Genomic DNA, 18,627 nt, shown 5'->3' on the forward strand with positions numbered 1-18,627 from the left:
AACGTAGCGCCCGCTTTGTTTCGTACGGGCAGGCAAAGGTAATGATTTGCCGTGGGCGGGGCACGGACCGAACTTCAATCCCGTATTATTGCTATGACGTAAAGGGGCACCATGAAAATATACTTAATTGCCGGAGGACTTGCACTAGCGCTGGCCCTGACCTATTGGGTGGGCGTGCCGCACTACGCCGGGCAGCGACTGCAGGCCATGCTGGAAGACGCCAACCGGGGGGAAGACTCCCTTTCGTTGGCGGGCTACCAATTTTCGATGGGGTTGGGGACGATTTCGCTGACGGCGGATACCATTGTTTTACAACGGCGATTAGCGGGGCGCCGGAGCGCAGGTGCCGTGGAACGTCTGGAAATCAATGGGCTTCGGTTATTGCCCCTGCTGACTTCCGGCAAAATCAGGGCCGCAAGTCTGCGGATTCAAACCCCGGACTTTCGGTTGTTCCCGGCAGTGGACTCTTTGGTCAATCCCAAAGATTCAGCCGCTTCCTTGCCGGATGTCGTCGTCGACTCGATACTGCTCCACTCGGGGGCGCTCCGCCTGATGAACGAGGAGGACGAGACCAAAATCCTGGCTTCCGGAGCTAGCCTGGCCATGGGAGATTTTCGCTACCCCTTTGCGCCGGCCCGAATGCCCAACGCCAAAATATCCCTCGACAGTTTTACGCTGGTCCGGCCCCACCGGCCGGCCTACTGGTCGATGAAGGACGTTGTGCTGGAAACCCGGGACTCCAGTCTGGAGGTAGGTTGCATGCGCCTGCATCCCCGCGAGGGTTCCCGACAATTCCTTACCCAACAATCGTATAAGCGGGCCTGGACGGCCCTCCGGCTGGATTCTATTCGCGTAGAAGATTTACCGCTGGATAGTCTTCTCCGGGGCGGGGTGGCAGCTTTTCCCCTGGTCACGGTCAGTGACCTGAACCTGGCGGTATTCGAAAACCCCGCCTTACCGTCGCGGCCTCAGGCGCAGCAGAAACCCTTCCCGGTGGAGGAGCTGCGGAAGATTCCCTTTCCCATGGAGTTGGCCCTGCTGAAGGTTAATCGGGCCAACCTGAACTACGGGGTCCTGAAGCCCGGGACGCCCGCACCGGACATCACCTTTGATCGCGGAACCATCAGACTGGAGCATCTGAGCTCCCGACCCACCGCAGATTCCCTGGTCGTAACCGGTGACTTCATGTTTGAAGAAACCGCTCCACTTTCCATCACCTTTACCTTTGATCAGTCGGGCGACGGCCGGGCATTTTTTGCTTCCGGCCGGCTGAAGGACTACGCGCTGCCCAAAGTCAATCCCCTGATGGAAGTGGCGGCCGATGCGAGTATTCAGTCGGGACACTTACATGAATTGTCCTATAATTTTTCGGCGGATGGTTCACGGGCAGACGGCGAACTTTTGTTCCGCTACGATGAGTTGGACCTGAAGATGAAGGGGAAGGGCGCCTGGATCAAAAATATTTTTGAGGGGATCGTGGTTCGGAATTCCAATCCTCGCCCCAACGGTGACCTACAGATGGGCCAGGTCTACTACGTGCATGACCCCCAGAAATCATTCTTCAACCTCTACTGGAAGGCGCTGGTCAGTGGACTGCAGTCCACCGTCCAGGGCAATCTTTTCACGTCCGCGGAACTTAAATCTCACGAAGTGTCGGGCCGGGATTAATCCAGGCTGCCGATCATCTTCTCGGGGCGTACCCATTTGTCGAACTCTTCGGCGGTCAGGTAGCCGAGCGCGATGGCGGCTTCCTTGAGTGTGCTGTCCTCCTGGTAGGCCTTCTTGGCGATGGTGGCGGCTTTATCGTAGCCGATTTTGGTGTTCAGGGCCGTCACCAGCATCAGGCTGTTGTTGAGGTGCTCGTTGATTTTTTTGTGGTTGGGTTCGATCCCGGCGGCACAGTTGGCCTCGAAGCTGCGGCAGGCGTCTCCGATGAGGCGGGCGCTCATGAGGAAGTTGAAGATCATCATGGGCTTGAACACGTTGAGTTCGAAGTGACCGGTAGCGCCGCCCACGTTGATGGCCACGTCGTTGCCCAGGACCTGGGCCATGGCCATGGTGAGGGCTTCGCTCTGGGTGGGGTTCACCTTGCCGGGCATGATGCTGGAGCCGGGTTCGTTGGCGGGAATGATGATCTCGCCGATTCCGGAGCGGGGACCACTGGACAGCATCCGGATGTCGTTACCGATTTTCGTCAGGCTGACGGCCAGGGTCTTCAGGGCTCCGTGGGCCTCCACGATGGCGTCGTGGGCGGCTAGAGCCTCGAATTTATTTTCGGCCGTCCGGAAGGGGTAGCCGGACAGGTCGGCAATTTCCTTGGCGACGGCGACGGAGTAGCCGGCGGGCGTGTTCAGTCCGGTGCCCACGGCGGTCCCCCCGAGGGCCAGCTCGCTGAGGTGGTCAAGGCAGTTACGAACGGCCTTCAGGCCATGATTCAGCTGACTGACGTAACCGCTGAATTCCTGACCGAGGGTCAGTGGGGTCGCGTCCATGAAGTGGGTGCGGCCGATCTTGACGACGTCCTTCATGGCCTCGCTCTTGGCCTTGAGGGTGTCCCGCAGCTGCTCTACTCCGGGGATGGTGTTTTCCATCAGGATGGTGTAGGCGGCGATGTGCATGGCCGTGGGGAAAGTGTCGTTGCTGGACTGGCTCTTGTTCACGTCATCGTTAGGGTGGAGGGCCTTCTTCTCGTCGGTGAGGGCGCCGCCGTTGAGGACGTGCCCGCGATTGGCGATCACTTCGTTGACGTTCATGTTGGACTGAGTGCCGGAGCCCGTCTGCCATACCACGAGGGGGAATTCGTCGTCGAGTTTCCCGGCGAGGATTTCGTCCGCTACCCGGCCGATGAGGTCGGACTTGGCACCGTCTAGTACCCCGAGCGCAGCGTTGGTACGGGCGGCGGCCTTTTTGAGGATGGCGAAGGCGCGGATGATTTCGATGGGCATTTGCTGTCCACCAATCTTGAAGTTTTCCCGGCTGCGCTGGGTTTGGGCTCCCCAGTAACGGTCTGCGGGTACATCAACGAATCCGATGGAGTCTTTTTCCTGGCGGGTGGCGCTCATGGGTTTTTCTTTTGGTTGGACGTTAAGAACAGGGGCACAAAAGTAAGAGCTTGTTTGGAATTTAGTAATCGGCCTCCATTTAGCCTTTTTTGGCGCTAGCTTCGTTGGGGAAATCCTCATTTAGCGCTGCTAAACTCCGGTTTCCCCGCCTTGCTACCACCAAAAAAATCTCAAATTCGGCCAGACGACCAAAATCCAAACAAGCTCTAAGTATTACGCCCGAGCTTGATTCACTATTTGTACACAAATCAAGGCCGGGGAAGTTGTCTGGTGAGGGTAGAAGTTTGGATAAACGTGAATTGGTCACGGGGGAACAAAATCTTCCCCGGGCAGATTGCTACCTTCGCATCATGTCTGAGGAGAACTCATTGTCGGGTAACCCCACCTGGCTTCGCCTGGGAGCTCTGGTAACCCTGTTGCTGGCGTCGATCATCTTCTGTTGGTATTTCGATGGCCTCATGCTGAATCCCAACCAGAAGGCCCCCACCTTCGGCGGGGACGGACTGACGATCCATTACAACCTGCAGTACCACGCCACCTACGGCAAGGGGCCCTTTCTCACCTCGCAGTATTACCCCCACCGGGAAAGCATCTTCATGACGGACGCCCAGGGCGTCCTGGCCGTGGCCCTGGCGGAGTTGCGCGACGTCTTTCCGGGTATCGAAGATTACTCGGCGGGCATTTCGAACGTCCTGGTTTTCTGGAGTAACCCAATTGCGGCTCTACTGCTCTTTTTGCTGTTTTTTCGCCTGGGCGTACGCCCGGGATGGGCGGTGGTTTTTGCCCTGCTGGTAAGCATGCTTTCCCCCCACATTTATCGGCAGGTGTGCGGGCACTACGCCCTGGGATACAGTTTCCTATTTCCGCTGCTGCTCCTCTATTTGTTCAGTCGGTCGGAGGGGTGGAGGCTCCTCGGCTTTTCGGCCCTGATGGTTGGCGTCATCTTTATCCTTGGCCTCAACAATCCCTACTTATTCGCCATTACGGGAGCCTTCCTTCTGGCCAGTTTGGGTCTGGCGGTGCTGATGCGCTTGCTGGGTAAACCAGTGCTCGGCACCGGAAGGATGCTGCACTGGCTCGGGGTGGTCGTGATCAGTGGCGGGGCCATCATGTGGGTGCTGGCGGCCACCGATATCGTCGAAGATCGGGTGCAGGTACCCTACGGTTTTTTCACCAACACGATGAAGCTGAAGGGACTGCTGTCCAGTCCGGACGTGCTGGGGGCGGACCTGGCCAACTGGATTGACGGAAACGAAGCGGACCCGCCCCGGGAGAGCCGCACTTTTCTCGGTTGGATTTCGATTTTGTTTTTGCTGGTGGCTCCCTTCGCGTGGCTCTTTCGAAAACGGCTGGCACCTGCGTCCTCGCCAAATGAAGGCGACTCCGCAAGGCCCGCTCTAACCGATGTCTTCCTGCCGGATAACCCCCGGATTTGGTTGCTGCTGGGTGGCGGTCTGCTGGCGCTGTTGTTTTCCTTTGGCCTGCCCTTCGAATGGTTCCGGGAGTGGTCTTACGATCACCTCGGGCGCATCCTTCAGTTTCGGGCACCGGCGCGTTTTGCCTGGCCATTTTATTACGTGTTGGCGGTGGCTGCGGCGCTGAGCGTGCACCTGGCCTGGTCGCACTTTACCGAACGGAAAAACCGGATTGGACAAATAATTATCCTCGTCGTGCTCGGCGTGTGGACGCTGCAGGCGCATCAGTACGTGACCAGCAGCCTGGACGGGCGGATTCACCACAATGGATTTCGTCCGAGTTCGCTGGCCCCGCTGGAGGCTATTGCCGAAGAACACGCCATCAACTCCGCTGAGTACCAGGGAATTTACCTTCTCCCGACCGAGCATGGCTGGACCGATAAACTGCAACACCCCGGCGTGTGGCGCAGCAACTATAATGGCTACCAGCTTTCGGTTATTACCGGCCTGCCGCTCATCAACGGCAAGCTTTCCCGAATGTCGCTGGCGCAGTCGCTGGCGAGCATGCAGCTGGTGAGCCACCCCCTGTTAAAAAGGCCACTCCTGGATATCCTCGATGCCGACCGGGACATCCTCCTCCTGGCCTCCAGGGAAGACGACCTGGATCCCGGAGAAGCGAACCTTTTCGCGGCGGGGACTCCGGTATACGAAGACGAAAAAATTGGACTGCGGAAAATTTCCGTTGCGGACCTGCGGAGTCTGCACCGGACAAGTGTGGACAGTACCCTCAACCAGGCCGCGGACACGCTGGGCCGTGCCCGGAGACACGACTTTTCCACCGGAACCGACCGGACCTACTTCGGGGAGCAAGCGGGTAAATTCCCTTCCGGGACTTCTGAAATCTGGGACCTCCCGATCAATCCGGATTTATGGAGCGATTCCGTAGAGGTAAGCGTCTGGACCTACGCCGATCCCGTGCGTTCCGGCGGCCCCCGCTTTACCCTGCGCGTATTCGGACAGGAGAACGAGCGTATCCACAAAATGCGTCGCTGGACGAACGAGTCCTTCGATACGGATCGGGGGTGGCTACGGGTGAACATGGCCTTCAGGATGCCTCCCGGTGCGACCCGGCTGACGCTGGAAGGAGATTTTTATTACCATTACTGGCTGGACGAGTTGTGGCTTCGTCCGGTAGCCGAAGACATCTGTCTCCGCGCGGGGCGGGAGTTGCTGTGTAACAACTTCCGGGTCGAGTAGGGAGGCGAGGAGATTAGGCTACTCCGTAGCAAAAACCTGCGTCCAGTAGCGATTACTTTCCCCGAAGCCCATGTGCTGGAAATTGGCGTTCATGAGGTTGAGGCAGTGGCCCTCGCTGTTGAACCATCCCTGCACCACACTGGCAATGTTGGGATAGTTCCAGGCGACGTTTTCGCCCACCCGGCGCCAGCGGTATCCGGTACGCGTTACCCGGTCGGATACCCGGGAGCCATCACTCCCCTGATGCTGCATTCGGTTCATTTGCGCCTGATCTTCCGAGTGAAGTTGGGCCGCGATCATGAGGCGTTCATCAATCTCCAGCGGGGCAACGGGGGGCATCAAAGTGTTGCCGCACCGGCAACCTTCGGCCCGGGTGGCGTTCACCAGGTTGAGGGCCTGCTGGGCCATGGTCAGCTCCTCGTTGGAGACGTCGGAATTCGTGTCTTCGGTCGTTGGTGCTTCGGGGTCTTCGAATACCGGGTCACCGAAGGTCAGATCGGTCTGACAAGCGGTAAACAGCAGAGCAAAAAGCAGAAACGAGAATATTCTTTGCACGATAAGGGGATTACGAGTTGAAGTGGGCAGACCTAACGTCCCGCCAAAGTGGAGGTCGTACGTCAGATATTGATTTTTATAAAATTTAACTTTCTCGTGCAGGCGCCCCGACCAATACCCGAAGGAATGTGTACGACGTCGGGTGTTCAGCTTCCAGGGGTGATTGCGTATCTTTGCGGCCGCTTAACCCCAATATCTTGTCCCATGCTCAGCGCCACTGGCATCTATCAGCAGTACGGAGATCGTATCCTCTTCAATAAGGTTTCCTTTGTCGTGATGCCCCGCGATAAAGTGGGACTGGTGGGGCGCAACGGAGCGGGGAAGTCCACCATGCTCAAAATCATTGCCGGCGATCAGACGCCGGACGAGGGGCACGTCACCCGCCCGTCGGGCACCACCCTCGGTTTTCTGCACCAGGAAATGGACCTGCCCACCGGCCGGACCGTCATGGAGGAAACCCTGACGGCCTTCGCGCACATTCAGGCCATGGAGGAGCGACTGGCCGAACTGAACCGGGAGATGGAAACCCGCACGGATTACGACACCGACTCCTACGCCAAGATGCTCGAGGAATTTACCTCCCTGACGGAGCGCTTTGCCCTGGTGGGGGGCATAACCATGGAAGCGGAGGCCGAGCGGGTACTCAAGGGACTGGGTTTTGAACAAAAAGACTTCGGGCGTCAGACCACCGAATTTTCCGGTGGTTGGCAGATGCGGATCGAACTGGCCAAGATGCTGCTGCAGCGGCCAGATTACCTGCTGCTGGACGAACCGACCAACCACCTGGACATTGAATCCATCATCTGGCTGGAGCAGTGGCTGACGACCTACACGGGCGCGGTCATCACCATCAGTCACGATAAGCAGTTCCTGGACAACGTAACCAACCGGACGCTGGAAATTGAACTGGGGAAGGTCCACGACTACAAGGCGGGCTACAGTAAATACGTAGAGTTGCAGGCGGACCGGCGGGAAAAGGCCGAAGCGGCTTTCGAGAACCAGCAGAAGGTCATCGCCGACAAGGAGCGTACCATCAACCGGTTCATGGCCAAGGCCACCAAGACCAAGATGGCCCAGAGTATGCAAAAGCAGCTCGATAAGATCGAGCGCATTGAACTCGACGAGCAAAACACCGCCGTGATGAACCTGCGGTTTCCGAAGGCGCCGCGCAGCGGTGCCATCACCGTTACCGCCAGGAGCATCACCAAATCCTACGGAGACCTTAACGTTTTACGGGGCGTGGACCTGAAGATTGACCGCGGGGACCGGGTGTCCTTTGTGGGGCAAAATGGACAGGGTAAGACCACCCTGGCAAAAATTCTCATCGGTCAACTTCCCGCTACGGCCGGGGACGTGGAACTCGGCCACAACGTCAGCATCGGCTACTACGCCCAAAACCAGAGCGATGCCCTGGACGGTAAAAAAACGCTGCTGGAGACGCTGGAGGAAGTCAGCCCACCGGAAATGCGGACCCGGCTACGGGGTATCCTTGGGGCCTTTCTGTTCAGCGGGGAAGACGTGGACAAAAAAGTCATGGTGCTTTCCGGTGGGGAGCGCGCTCGTCTGGCCCTGGCGGCCATGCTGCTGCGGCCCTTCAATCTTCTGGTACTGGACGAACCAACGAACCACCTGGATATGGCCAGCAAGGACATGCTGAAGCAGGCCCTGATGGACTACGACGGCACGCTGCTCGTCGTGAGCCACGACCGGGAATTCCTGGCGGGACTGACGGAGCGGACCATCGAGTTCCGGGATCACCAACTCTACGAGCACCTCGGGGACATCAACTTCTTCCTCGAAAAGCGTAAGCTGGAGGATATGCGGAGCGTGGAGCTGGAGAAGGCCGCCAAAGAAAGTGCGCCTACCCCGGCGGCGGCAGCCGCCGCGCCAAAGGTAGAACTGAGTTACGAAGAGCGCCGCCGCCTGCAAAAAGACGTGGGCAACGCCGAGCGGAAAATTGAACGCCTGGAAAAGGAAATCGAGAAATTGCACCTGTTGATGTCCGATCCGGACTTTTACAACGATGAGGCCCGGGTGGCCAAAACGAGTGGGGAACTGAGCGCAAAACAGGCGGATCTGGAAACGGCCATGGAAGCCTGGGAGACGGCCAGCGAAGCGCTGGGCGAATAATGGGTGTTGGCCCAATTAAATTTGGCCGAAGGGTGAATTTGTCGTTAAAGTGGGGGTAAAGTCCGGAAAGCGATATACTTTTTTTGGCGCTGGGGCGTATACTAGTGCACAAGATTTCCGGTTCGGTGCCGTCATCCTGTACGGTCCGGCCGGTGAGCGCACTTGAGAACGTCAGTTTTTTTTCACCCCACGACGCTACGATTCGGTATTTCATCTTCCTGGATTACAGAGTTTGCCTGCGTCCGTACACCCCGGTTTCCATGAAAAATCTCCTTGTTCGCCTGGTTTTCCTGGTGTTCTCCGTTGTTTTCCTCGTCGGTTCTGATCGTTCGGACGTGGGAGAAACGACTACCTACAATCGGTTTGAGGTCCCGTTTTACGGTCAGCCCGTCCCGATTGAGTATGATCCGGGAATGCGGCTGCCGTCCCTGCAAAGTATTGAGCACGCCAACATCCGTTCGGCGGTTCGGCGCGCTGACCGGAGCCCCACGCGTCCGCTGCTGAACAGCTTGCTGGCCGCCAAAGAACGGTATGAACTCAACGATTTTCTTTTTTACAAACTCGCCCGTCTTTCTCTGCGCGTCATCTACGAAGGCCGTAACCGGAACGCCCAGGAGTTGGGCCTCTACAAAATGCTGGTGGACGTCGGTTTTGATGCCCGCCTTACCTTCCGTGGTGGTCGGGTCTTCGTTAATGTGTACACTTCTGAAGACCTCTTTGAGGTGCCCATCATCGACACCGGTAACCGCCCCTACGCGAACCTGAGTTGTATGGAACAGGACTGCAATGGCCGGCAACGACTATACATTTACGACGGTCATCCGAATCCCCGGGGACGGTCCTTTGGCTTTCAACTGACCCGCTGGCCACGCCTGGCGGAACAACCCGTAGACCGCGAACTACGCTTCCTCTACCACGGCGTGCAGCAGAGCATGAAGGTGACCTACGACAAAACGATGGTCGACATCATGAAGGACTATCCCTTCATTCACGAATACTGTTACCTTGAAACCCCGCTCTCTAATACCCTGCGAAAGAGCCTGCTGCCCCAACTGGAGCACTACATGCAACGCATGGACGAACAGCAGCGACTGGAACTGCTGGCGAGCTTCACGCGGTCGGCCTTTGCCTACAAGGAAGACAGTGAATATTTCGGTCGCTCCAAGCCGATGGTGCCCGAAGAGCTGTTCGGCTATTCCTACTCGGATTGCGAAGATCGTTCGGCCCTTTTCTTTGCCCTCGTCCGGGACTTGCTGGACCTTCCCATGGCCGTGGTGGCCTACGACGATCACCTCACCGTTGCGGTGGGAAGTGAAACCATTCCCGGTGATGCTTTCCGCATGAACGGGCAGCGATACGTGTTCTGCGATCCTACGGGGCCGCGTGCGTCCAGCCGGATCGGTATTATTCCTCCGGGATACGAAGACAAAAAGTTTACGATTATCGGTGCTTACAAGTAGCTGATTTTCAGCTGCTAGCAAAAGTTTTTTGCCCGATACTTGCCCGGAATCGGTGAATTATTACTTTTGTCCCCCAGTCCCGGGAAAACAAAATGCCCCCTGGCGGCTTTTTTTAAGTATAAAACGACGCGTTAGTATGTATTGGACCCTTGAACTCGCTTCACACTTAGAAGATGCTCCCTGGCCTGCCACCCGGGACGAGCTCATCGACTATGCCATCCGCTCGGGCTCTCCACTAGAGGTGATCGAAAACCTCCAGGCAATGGAGGACGAAGGGGAAACCTACGAGATCATCGATGATATTTGGCCGGACTACCCCCGCAAGGATGACTTTCTTTTCAACGAAGATGAATACTAGGTTTCGGAACGGACTTTAAGCTTTCCGAAAGCCGATGTATCATCCCAAAAAAATATGGAGCTGGCGAATTCCGCCGGCTCTTTTTATGCCCACTCCTTTCCCCCGATAAATTGCACCACCATGAGGAATACCCCACGCTACACCATTGCCATTGACGGATACAGTGCCTGCGGAAAAAGTACTTTGGCCAGAGCTATGGCCCGGCGCCTGGGATATCGGTACGTAGACACGGGGGCCATGTATCGCATGGTGACCCTGCAGTTTTTGCGGGATGGGGTTGACATTGAAGACGATGGCGCGGTCGCAGGTGCCGTGGAATCATTGGAGGTTGACTTTACCCCCGGCACCAACCGGGCCTTACTTTGCGGCGAAGACGTCGAAGAAGAAATTCGTGGTTTGGCGGTCAGTAATTTTGTGAGCCCCGTGGCCGCGCTGCCGCGGGTGCGTGCCGCCATGAGAACCTTACAGCGGCAGTGGGGTGCAGACGGCGGCGTCGTGATGGACGGCCGGGATATCGGCACGGTCATCTTTCCGAACGCCGACCTCAAAATCTTCGTTACCGCGGACCTGGAAACCCGGGTAGACCGCCGCCTGGCCGAGCTGACCAGTGCCGGCCGCTCGGCCACCCGGGAAGCCGTCAAGCAAAATCTGCTGGAACGCGATCACATCGATTCCACCCGGGACGATAGTCCCCTCCGCCAGGCGGAGGATGCGGTGGAATTAGACAATTCTGAACTCTCGCTGGAGGCCTTCATCGACGAAGGGATGCGCCTGGTGGCGGAGCTGGAGGAAAAGTAGTTCCTGGTGTCGTCTTTTCCCAAAAGGCGACCGGGATTAGGTGGGACGTTTTCCTTAGCTTAGCCTGGTCAACCACCCGTCGATTATGGCCAGAGAATTTTGGGATTATTTCTACGTTGGGCTACAGCTCATTTTGTTCATGCTGTACGCCCTTGATTCCTATCCCGTAGTACTGGCGGTGATTCCGCCAGTCGCCTGGGGCGGGCTGTTTCTGGCCATCCTGGGGGCGGTGGTCAGCGTGCTTGGGTTGGTGCAGCTGGACAAAAGCCTGACGCCATTTCCCACCCCAAGGAAGGAGGGTGAACTTATCCAGCATGGAGTATACCGCTGGGCCAGGCATCCGATTTATGCCGGAATTCTCTTCTTTGCCTTTGGATATGCCCTTTGGTCGGCATCCGCCACCCGACTGGTGATGGCGGGCATGCTGCTCATCCTGTTCTTCTTCAAATCGCGCTACGAAGAGAAGATGCTGGAGGAACAGTACGGGGAGTATCGGGATTACCGCCGGAAAACCGGACGGTTTGGTCCGTGGATAAAGTCTTAGGATTCAGATTGGTACAAAGATCACTCGGCCGACGAGCCCGTCATCGGTTGCACCGAGACGTCTCGGCGGACGAGTTGACACGGTTCTAGTTGTGAATTTCCGGTAATCGGCCGAAACGCGAGGAATGAGCTGGTTTGTCCGCTGACCGGAAAAACCTGGCCATACCCAGTTCCCGGCACCCGCCACCGGCCAAAATCACGCTGGCTTCCGCCTGCCGCCACTGCCGTCAGTAGCTGAACTCATCCATCTCCACTTTCCCCCAGAAGGTCTTATAAACGAAGGCGGTGTAGGAAACCGCCAGGGGGCCGCCGATGGCGACAAACAGGAGCATGATGCCCAATGACTTGTCGGAAGCAGCAGCATCGTAGACACTGATGTTGTTGCCCATGCCGCTGCTATCCAGCAGCACCGTTGGATAGAGCTCAATGGCCACCGTGATGAGTAGTAAACCCACGGTGATGGAGGAGAACAGGAAGGCCCGTTTATACTGCTGCTTACTGGCGTGGCGGGGTACGTTGGCAATGGAGAGCACCGCCAGGGTAGGGACGATGAACAGGGCCGCATTGCCCTTGAAGTCATCGGAAAGATGGGGGATGTACAGTAAGGTGTACAGCGTCGTCAGAATGAACAGGATCACGAAAGCAATGATGGCGCGCTTGAGCAATACGTTCACCTTGACGAAGAGGCGTCCCTGGGTTTTCATGCTGAGGTAAATGGCACCGTGCATCATGAACAGGGCCAGGGAGGTCAATCCAACCAAAAGCGCGTAGGGGTTGAGGAAACTCAACCAGCTTCCGGTGAATTCGTGCTGCGCATCCAGCGGCATGCCCAGCAGGACGTTGCCCAACACGACCCCCAGGAGCACGGCCAGTAGAATACTGGAGACGGAGTACGCCACGTCCCAGGTTTGCCGCCACCACCGCATGGGCTCCTTGCTGCGAAATTCAATGGAGATGGCCCGGAAAATGAGGGCAAACAGGAAAAGCATGAAGGGAATGTACATGGCCGAAAACAGGGTGCCGTAAACGACCGGAAAGCCGGCAAAGAGGGTGCCCCCGCCGATGACGAGCCACACTTCGTTGCCGTCCCATACCGGACCGACGGCATTAAGCGCAATCCGGCGACTTTCTTCCTTCCGAAAGAATAGGTGCCAGGCACCGGCACCCAGGTCGAAGCCGTCCAGAATGGCGTAGCCGGTGAAGACGGCCCCGACCACGAGGAACCAAAGGGTAGGGTAGTCGATGCCCGCGATGGTGGAGTACCCCGAATCTGCGTCCGTACCGCAGGAGGTAAGGATCACGGCCATCAGGAGGAGGGGGAAAAGACGTACGAGAATTTTCATCTTATCGGGAGTGTAAAGGCGCTTAGGGGAAGGGTTACTGGCCGCCGGCCACGTTGGCCATTTCGCGTTGTCGGGGACGATCATCGATCATGTCCTCATCGTAAGGGCCTTTCTTGATTTTTTTGTTCAGCAGGTACAGGAAGAGGGTCAGTAACAGGGCGTAGATCAGGCTGAAGCCAATGAGGGAAAATAGCACCTGATTGGCCGTGACCACTTTGCTCAGGGCATCGGAGGTCCGCAGCAAACCATAGACGACCCAGGGTTGCCGCCCCATTTCCGCCGCAAACCACCCAAACTGGTTGGCCAGTTGGGGAAGGATAACGGCCCAGACGAACAGCCAGAGCAACCAGCGCTGCTGAAAGAGGGTGCCCCGCCACCAGAAGAAGCAGGCCAGCAGGGTCAGGCCGATCAGGGCCATGCCAATGGCCACCATCAGGTGGTAGAACTGAAAGACGGCGTTTACCTGGCCGGGGCGGTCTTCCTCCGGAAAGGCATTGAGTCCGGTTACCGGGGCATCAAAATCTCCTTCGAGTAGAAAGCCCAGGCCACCGGGCAGTGCGATGCCCGTGGTGGTTTGTTCTTCCTTGTCGACCCAGCCCATGATGTACAGGTCCGCCGGCCCCTCCGCCTCAAAGTGACCTTCCATCGCCGCCAGCTTCGCGGGCTGGTGTTCGGCCACGTACTCGGCGCTGCGGTGACCGGTAAAGAGTTGGCTGAGGCTAAATACGGTAGCCACCCCTAACGCAATCTTGAAGGCTTTCCGGCTGAGCTCCTCGTAGCGGCCGCGGAGGAGATAGTAGGCGTGTACGCTGAGCACCAGAAAAGCTCCGGCCAGAAAGGCCCCGATCCAGACGTGCATCAGGCGATCTACGCTGCTGGGATTGAAGACCATGGCCCAGAAATCGACAATCTCCGCCCGGGCTTCCATGCCCTCCCCAACGATTTGGTAGCCCGTGGGGGTTTGCTGCCAGCTGTTGGCGACGGTGATCCAGATGGCCGAAAACATCGACCCGAGGAATACGCCCAGCGTGGCGATGAAGTGAACCCGGGAGCTGACCCGGTTCCACCCGAAGAGCAGGACCCCCAGGAACCCGCTCTCCAGCGCGAAGGCGAAGACGCCCTCCGCCGCCAGCGCGCTGCCGAAAATATCCCCGACGTAGCGGGAGTAAGTGGCCCAGTTGGTGCCAAACTCAAACTCCATCACGATGCCCGTGGCGACACCGATGCCGAAGGTGAGAGCAAATATCTTGGTCCAGAAGCGGGCCATGGTTTCGTACACCTTATTACCGGTGCGGAGGTAGAGCCCCTCCATGATGACCATCAGCAGACCCAGACCAATACTGAGGGGCGGGTAGATGTAGTGAAAGGCAATCGTAAAGGCAAACTGGAGGCGTGCGAGGATTTCAACGTCCATATCTTCGGGCTTGGGTTGTAGGAAGAACGTTCGGTTGTGGAGAAATGCGGAACCAACGAATCTATTCAGATCAAATATAAATGGAGATCCCGATTAGAACATTTTCTGTTCTGGAGGCCGAAGGTCAGCAGATATGCTGAGCCGAAGCGTAATGCTGATCACATAGCAGGATATTTCGGGTGAAATCGCTTCCGTGACTGAAGATACCCTAGAGGTTACTCCCGCTTACCGTTGGTTCTCAGGACCCAGCGGGTCCTCAAGTTGGTGGTTTCCCCGTAGCCGACGCTGCGCTGGTCACCGGTCATCAACACCGTAGTCCGTTGGCCACCCGTCGTCGGATAAATGCTCAGGGGAGAAAGTCCCGGAAGCACGCGATAGTACTCCCTGGTGGCGGTGTGTTTTTCGAGGCGGAAGCGCTCGTTTTGAAAAACAACCGGCATGTCCAGTACGCTGGCGAGGAGGGTATCGCGGACCACCTCCGGATGGAGGGCGAGCAGATGCGTTGAATCGCTGGCGGAGAGTAGTGGCTTTGTCCCGGTATTGCGGAATTCCGCCGACGAAAATTGAACCGTCCAGTCCGGGGGGAAGTCCGTGCGTTCAACGACGGATGACGTCAGGGCACCCAGGCCCTCGTTGCTGAACCAGTAGGTGAAGCCGATGTCTTCCTCGGGACCGAGGATGATGCGCAGGCGGGGGCGAATGCCCCGCGCGTCGGGTTGGCCTTCCATCAGCAGGGAGTGTTCTCGCTGCCGGACGACGGTGAGCGGGCTGATGAGGGGGCGGTGGGATGCCAGAAGCGAATCTTGGGCGACGTAAAAGCCGTTGAGGAATTTACCGTTGGTGGTGTCGGCTTCCAGCACGACTTCTCCCCGATAGCGGAGGATGCTGAGCTGCCCGCCACGGGCGGGCAGGACCGTGAGGCTGACCGGACCTCGCTCCAGTACGACGGGGGCCGGGGCGTCTTGCTCTTCCGAGCCGCAACCAACAAGGAACCATATACACAGGAGCAGGCTAGTCGCCCGCCAACAAGGGTAAGACTTCAAAGATTTAGGGTTTACTCAGGTCGGTCTCCCGGAGCATCTGAAGGTAGCTGCGGCCGAAGTTGGCCAGGTTGTCGAAGTTGAGCTGGCTTACCGCCGGCCGCATCCGGGGATAATCCTCCCGGTGGCGATCGATGAGATCACTGATGGCCGCGCGGATGGCGCGGCGGGCGGGGCGTCCGTCCCGGTCCAGGAACTGCTGCTTATAGCCCAGGTCCCGGAAGTACGCGTCTTCGCTGACGCGGTAGTAGAGCTGCAGGAAATCCCGGTCGGGGGGCGGCACGGCGTAGTTGAACAGGGCGTAACCGGCAATGTAGCCCGGCACGGCCCGGGCGACCTCCGGAAAGCCGTTGTCCTGGTACCAGTCCATATTGGGCAGTTCATTGTCGATCAGGTTCACCAGCCGGTCGTGGCTCACGGGGAGGGTGATCCCGAAGGTGGACTTTCCAGCGTAGAGTTCTTCGGAAAAAGATTCTGGCGCCCGCCGCAACAGGTGCTGAAGCTCCCCGAGCAGGCGGACGTTCTTGTAGGTTACGGCCTGTTCCGTTTCCCGGGCAAAGTACATCCGGTGCATCCGTTCGAGGGCCTCCATGGTGTAGCCTTCCGGGATGAGGAGGTAATCGAGGCGATAAACCAGGTCGAGCAGCAGGTAGGCTACCGCGCCGGGTTGTTCTTCGGGATTCAGTTTGCCGATGGATAGATAATCGATGACCGACTGAATCTTCGTCTGCAGGAAACCCAGCTTCAGGGCCTTGTCGGCTTCGGATAATTGTTCCAGGTGGGTTACTTCTACCGGACTCAGGCAAGCCCCGAATTCATCCAGCAGCAGGTCATCCTGCTTGTCGGCTCTGAGGGCGATTTCCTTCAGGGCGTGATAGAGCTTGTGCGGACTGGCGTCATTGATCGGCGTATCGAAAACCACGGTCAGGCAGCCATTGTCATCAATGGCGAAGCGGCTGTACTTCATCTCGTAGTTCATGGTAGTCAGCCGCTTGAGCAGGTCCAGGTTTTCCTCGTTCAGTTTGGCAATCCGCGCGGTAGCCCGTAGCTGCTGCTCGTCGGCAAAACCGGTTACCCGCTTACTGCCCTGATAGAATTCGAAGTACAGTCTTTCCTCTTCGGGTTTCCACTTTACGTTGTCGGCCTCCTGATCCCGGAGGTAAGCCAGAAAGGCTTCAACGCTCTTCAGGTACTTGCCTTCTTCAAAGGAGAGCAACGCCAGGTCCCAGGCCGCGTAGTTTTCGGGCGTCTTGTAGGCATCAGTGTACCTCCCGAAGCTAAATTCGGGCCCGTCGGTGGGGTCATAGCCAGGCGTGCGACCAAAAAGGGAATCCCAAATACTCAAATCAGGTGCTGAAATTTTCGGAATTGCAAGATAGGATATTTGGGGTAAACCCTACCGGCAGGGGCGGTAAATCCGGTCAGTCTTCCGGTACTTCATCGGCCAGCTGTCGTTCCACGAGATCGGCGTAGTACTGGCCGTTGGCCATCAGTTCTTCGTGGGTGCCCATTTCGGCAATTTTGCCGTCTTCGAGGACGATGATCTTATCGAACTTGAGGTGGCCGTAAATCCGGTGGGTGATGATGATGGCCGTCTTATCCGCCAGGGCGGAATTGAAGTACCCCAGAATCTGTTGTTCGGTGTTGGTGTCCACGGCACTGAGGCAGTCGTCCAGCACGACGATGTCGGGCTTTTTGATCAGGGCGCGGGCGATGCTCACCCGTTGCTTCTGTCCACCGGACAGGGTCACGCCCCGTTCTCCGACGAGGGTGTCAAACCCGAGGGTCAGCCCGGCGATGTCGTCGTAGACGGCCGCATGTCGGGCAAATTCTTCCACTTCTTCCCGGGTGGGCTCGTGGTCGGCACCGAAGGCGATGTTGGCGTGGATGGAATCGGAGAAGAGGAAAACGTCCTGGGGAACGTAGCCGATGCGCTGGCGCAGGTTGGCCAGCCCCCGTTCCCGCACGTCCTTTCCGTCGAGCAGAATCCGACCTTCCGTCACGTCGTACATCCGCAGCAGCAGGTCGGCTACCGTGGTTTTTCCCGATCCGGTCCGACCGATGATGGCCAGCTTTTCGCCGGGCTTCAGGGCAAAGTCGAGCTGCTTGATGGCCTCAATGCCCGTGTCGGGGTATACGAAGCGCACGTTTTCGAACTTGATTGCGCCGTCCAATGGGGCGGACGCCTCCGGATTGGGGTCCTTGATGCTGGTTTCGGTGTCCAGGAATTCGTTGATGCGTTTCTGGCTGGCGGCGGCTTGCTGAATGATGCTGGCAATCCACCCGATGGCCGTCACCGGCCAGGTGAGCATGTTGACGTAAATGACGAACTCGGCAATGTTACCGGCGGATATCTCCCCGGCAACTACCTGTAACCCGCCGATGTAGACCGTCAGAATGGTGGACGCACCGATCATGAAGACCATCAGCGGGAAGAACCAGGCGTCGATCTTGGCCAGGTCCATACTCATCTCTTTGTACTGCTCGCTCTCGTCGGCGAAGTACCGGACCTGCTGCCGCTCCCGTACGTAACTCTTCACCACCCGGATCCCGGAAAAGACCTCCTGGGCAATGCTGGTCAGCTTGGAGAGCTGCTGCTGGATGAAGGTCGATCGGGTATGGATGAGATTGCTGACGTAATAGATACTGATGGCCAGCAAGGGTAGGGGAAGCAGCGTATAGAGGGTAAGCTTGGGGCTCACGGTGATCATGCTGACGATGACCAGCGCAATTGTGGAAACGAGGTTGGCGCAGTACATCACGGCGGGCCCCAGGTACATCCGTACCTTGTTGACGTCCTCCGTGATCCGGTTCATCAGGTCCCCGGTATTGTTGCGTTTGTAGAAATCCAGGCTCAGGACCTGGTAGTGGTCAAAAATCAGTTCGCGGAGGTCGTACTCGATCAGTCGCGACATCACGATGATCGTCTGCCGGGTAAGGTAGAGGAAGTATCCCATCAGCAGGGCCAGCAACAATACCAGTCCGGCGAAGAGCATCAGGGTGTAGCTCAGCACGCCGAAATATTCCGATTGCAATTCAAAGCCCTGGTAGATGCGGAAGGTATTCACGTGTTCCACGACCAGGTCGAGGGCTTCCCGGATCACCTGAGGCTGCAGTACCCGGAAGTAGTTAGAGACGCAAATAAAGATGATCCCCAGCAGCAGACGCCAGCGGTACTTCCAGAAAAACCGGTTTAGAAACTTTAACTCGCGCAAGTCGGGGCGTATTAGTGGTCAGGGAGCGGTCTCCGAG

Annotated in this window: 14 protein-coding genes; 7 read left to right on the plus strand and 7 right to left on the minus strand. The window is 57.6% G+C overall.

Features of this window, described 5'->3' with window-relative positions; genetic code table 11:
* Nucleotides 1-111: 111 nt before the first annotated feature.
* Complete coding sequence (locus E1J53_RS00940) at nucleotides 112-1,668, plus strand: hypothetical protein (RefSeq protein ID WP_134270101.1); 1,557 nt, start codon at nucleotides 112-114, stop codon at nucleotides 1,666-1,668.
* On the opposite strand, the gene fumC is transcribed toward E1J53_RS00940, so the two are convergent.
* The gene (gene fumC / locus E1J53_RS00945) at nucleotides 1,665-3,062 is read right to left on the minus strand and encodes a class II fumarate hydratase (protein ID WP_134270102.1); all 1,398 of its coding nucleotides are present in this window, start codon (nucleotides 3,060-3,062) and stop codon (nucleotides 1,665-1,667) included. The genes E1J53_RS00940 and fumC overlap by 4 nt on opposite strands.
* A 350-nt stretch (nucleotides 3,063-3,412) precedes the next feature.
* On the opposite strand from fumC, the gene E1J53_RS00950 reads away from it, so the two are divergent.
* Nucleotides 3,413-5,734 (plus strand): hypothetical protein, encoded by a 2,322-nt coding sequence (locus tag E1J53_RS00950; RefSeq protein ID WP_134270103.1) that lies wholly within the window; start codon nucleotides 3,413-3,415, stop codon nucleotides 5,732-5,734.
* Between the two features lie 18 nt (nucleotides 5,735-5,752).
* On the opposite strand, the gene E1J53_RS24195 is transcribed toward E1J53_RS00950, so the two are convergent.
* Nucleotides 5,753-6,289 carry a CAP domain-containing protein gene (locus tag E1J53_RS24195; RefSeq protein WP_134270104.1) on the minus strand — a complete coding sequence of 179 codons (537 nt, stop codon included), beginning with the start codon at nucleotides 6,287-6,289 and terminating at the stop codon, nucleotides 5,753-5,755.
* 204 nt (nucleotides 6,290-6,493) lie between these two features.
* Here E1J53_RS24195 and E1J53_RS00960 point away from each other — a divergent pair, with 204 nt between their 5' ends.
* From E1J53_RS00960 to E1J53_RS00980, 5 genes are all read left to right on the plus strand, one after another.
* Nucleotides 6,494-8,419 (plus strand): ABC-F family ATP-binding cassette domain-containing protein, encoded by a 1,926-nt coding sequence (locus E1J53_RS00960; protein ID WP_134270105.1) that lies wholly within the window; start codon nucleotides 6,494-6,496, stop codon nucleotides 8,417-8,419.
* A 260-nt stretch (nucleotides 8,420-8,679) separates the two neighbouring features.
* Nucleotides 8,680-9,879: a hypothetical protein gene (locus E1J53_RS00965; protein ID WP_134270106.1), complete on the plus strand. Its 1,200-nt coding sequence runs from the start codon at nucleotides 8,680-8,682 to the stop codon at nucleotides 9,877-9,879.
* A gap of 136 nt (nucleotides 9,880-10,015) precedes the next feature.
* A complete protein-coding gene (locus tag E1J53_RS00970; RefSeq protein ID WP_134270107.1) occupies nucleotides 10,016-10,237 on the plus strand; it encodes a DUF2795 domain-containing protein in 222 nt (73 codons plus the stop codon).
* A gap of 120 nt (nucleotides 10,238-10,357) precedes the next feature.
* A complete protein-coding gene (cmk, locus tag E1J53_RS00975; protein WP_134270108.1) occupies nucleotides 10,358-11,035 on the plus strand; it encodes a (d)CMP kinase in 678 nt (225 codons plus the stop codon).
* 85 nt (nucleotides 11,036-11,120) lie between these two features.
* Nucleotides 11,121-11,579 (plus strand): isoprenylcysteine carboxylmethyltransferase family protein, encoded by a 459-nt coding sequence (locus E1J53_RS00980; RefSeq protein ID WP_134270109.1) that lies wholly within the window; start codon nucleotides 11,121-11,123, stop codon nucleotides 11,577-11,579.
* Nucleotides 11,580-11,805: 226 nt separating this feature from the next.
* Here E1J53_RS00980 and cydB read toward each other — a convergent pair whose 3' ends face one another.
* The 5 genes from cydB to E1J53_RS01005 all read right to left on the minus strand — a co-directional run bounded on the left by cydB (nucleotide 11,806) and on the right by E1J53_RS01005 (nucleotide 18,590).
* Nucleotides 11,806-12,885, minus strand: coding sequence for a cytochrome d ubiquinol oxidase subunit II (gene cydB, locus E1J53_RS00985; RefSeq protein ID WP_134270444.1), 1,080 nt, complete (start codon nucleotides 12,883-12,885; stop codon nucleotides 11,806-11,808).
* A 70-nt stretch (nucleotides 12,886-12,955) separates the two neighbouring features.
* Complete coding sequence (locus tag E1J53_RS00990; protein WP_134270110.1) at nucleotides 12,956-14,335, minus strand: cytochrome ubiquinol oxidase subunit I; 1,380 nt, start codon at nucleotides 14,333-14,335, stop codon at nucleotides 12,956-12,958.
* Nucleotides 14,336-14,550: 215 nt separating this feature from the next.
* Nucleotides 14,551-15,378 carry a hypothetical protein gene (locus E1J53_RS00995; RefSeq protein WP_134270111.1) on the minus strand — a complete coding sequence of 276 codons (828 nt, stop codon included), beginning with the start codon at nucleotides 15,376-15,378 and terminating at the stop codon, nucleotides 14,551-14,553.
* 4 nt (nucleotides 15,379-15,382) lie between these two features.
* The gene (locus tag E1J53_RS01000) at nucleotides 15,383-16,720 is read right to left on the minus strand and encodes a hypothetical protein (protein ID WP_134270112.1); all 1,338 of its coding nucleotides are present in this window, start codon (nucleotides 16,718-16,720) and stop codon (nucleotides 15,383-15,385) included.
* Nucleotides 16,721-16,796: 76 nt separating this feature from the next.
* Nucleotides 16,797-18,590, minus strand: coding sequence for an ABC transporter ATP-binding protein (locus E1J53_RS01005; RefSeq protein WP_134270113.1), 1,794 nt, complete (start codon nucleotides 18,588-18,590; stop codon nucleotides 16,797-16,799).
* Nucleotides 18,591-18,627: the final 37 nt, after the last annotated feature.

This window comes from Lewinella sp. W8 (genome assembly GCF_004375085.3).
Classification (GTDB): Bacteria; Bacteroidota; Bacteroidia; order Chitinophagales; family Saprospiraceae; genus Neolewinella.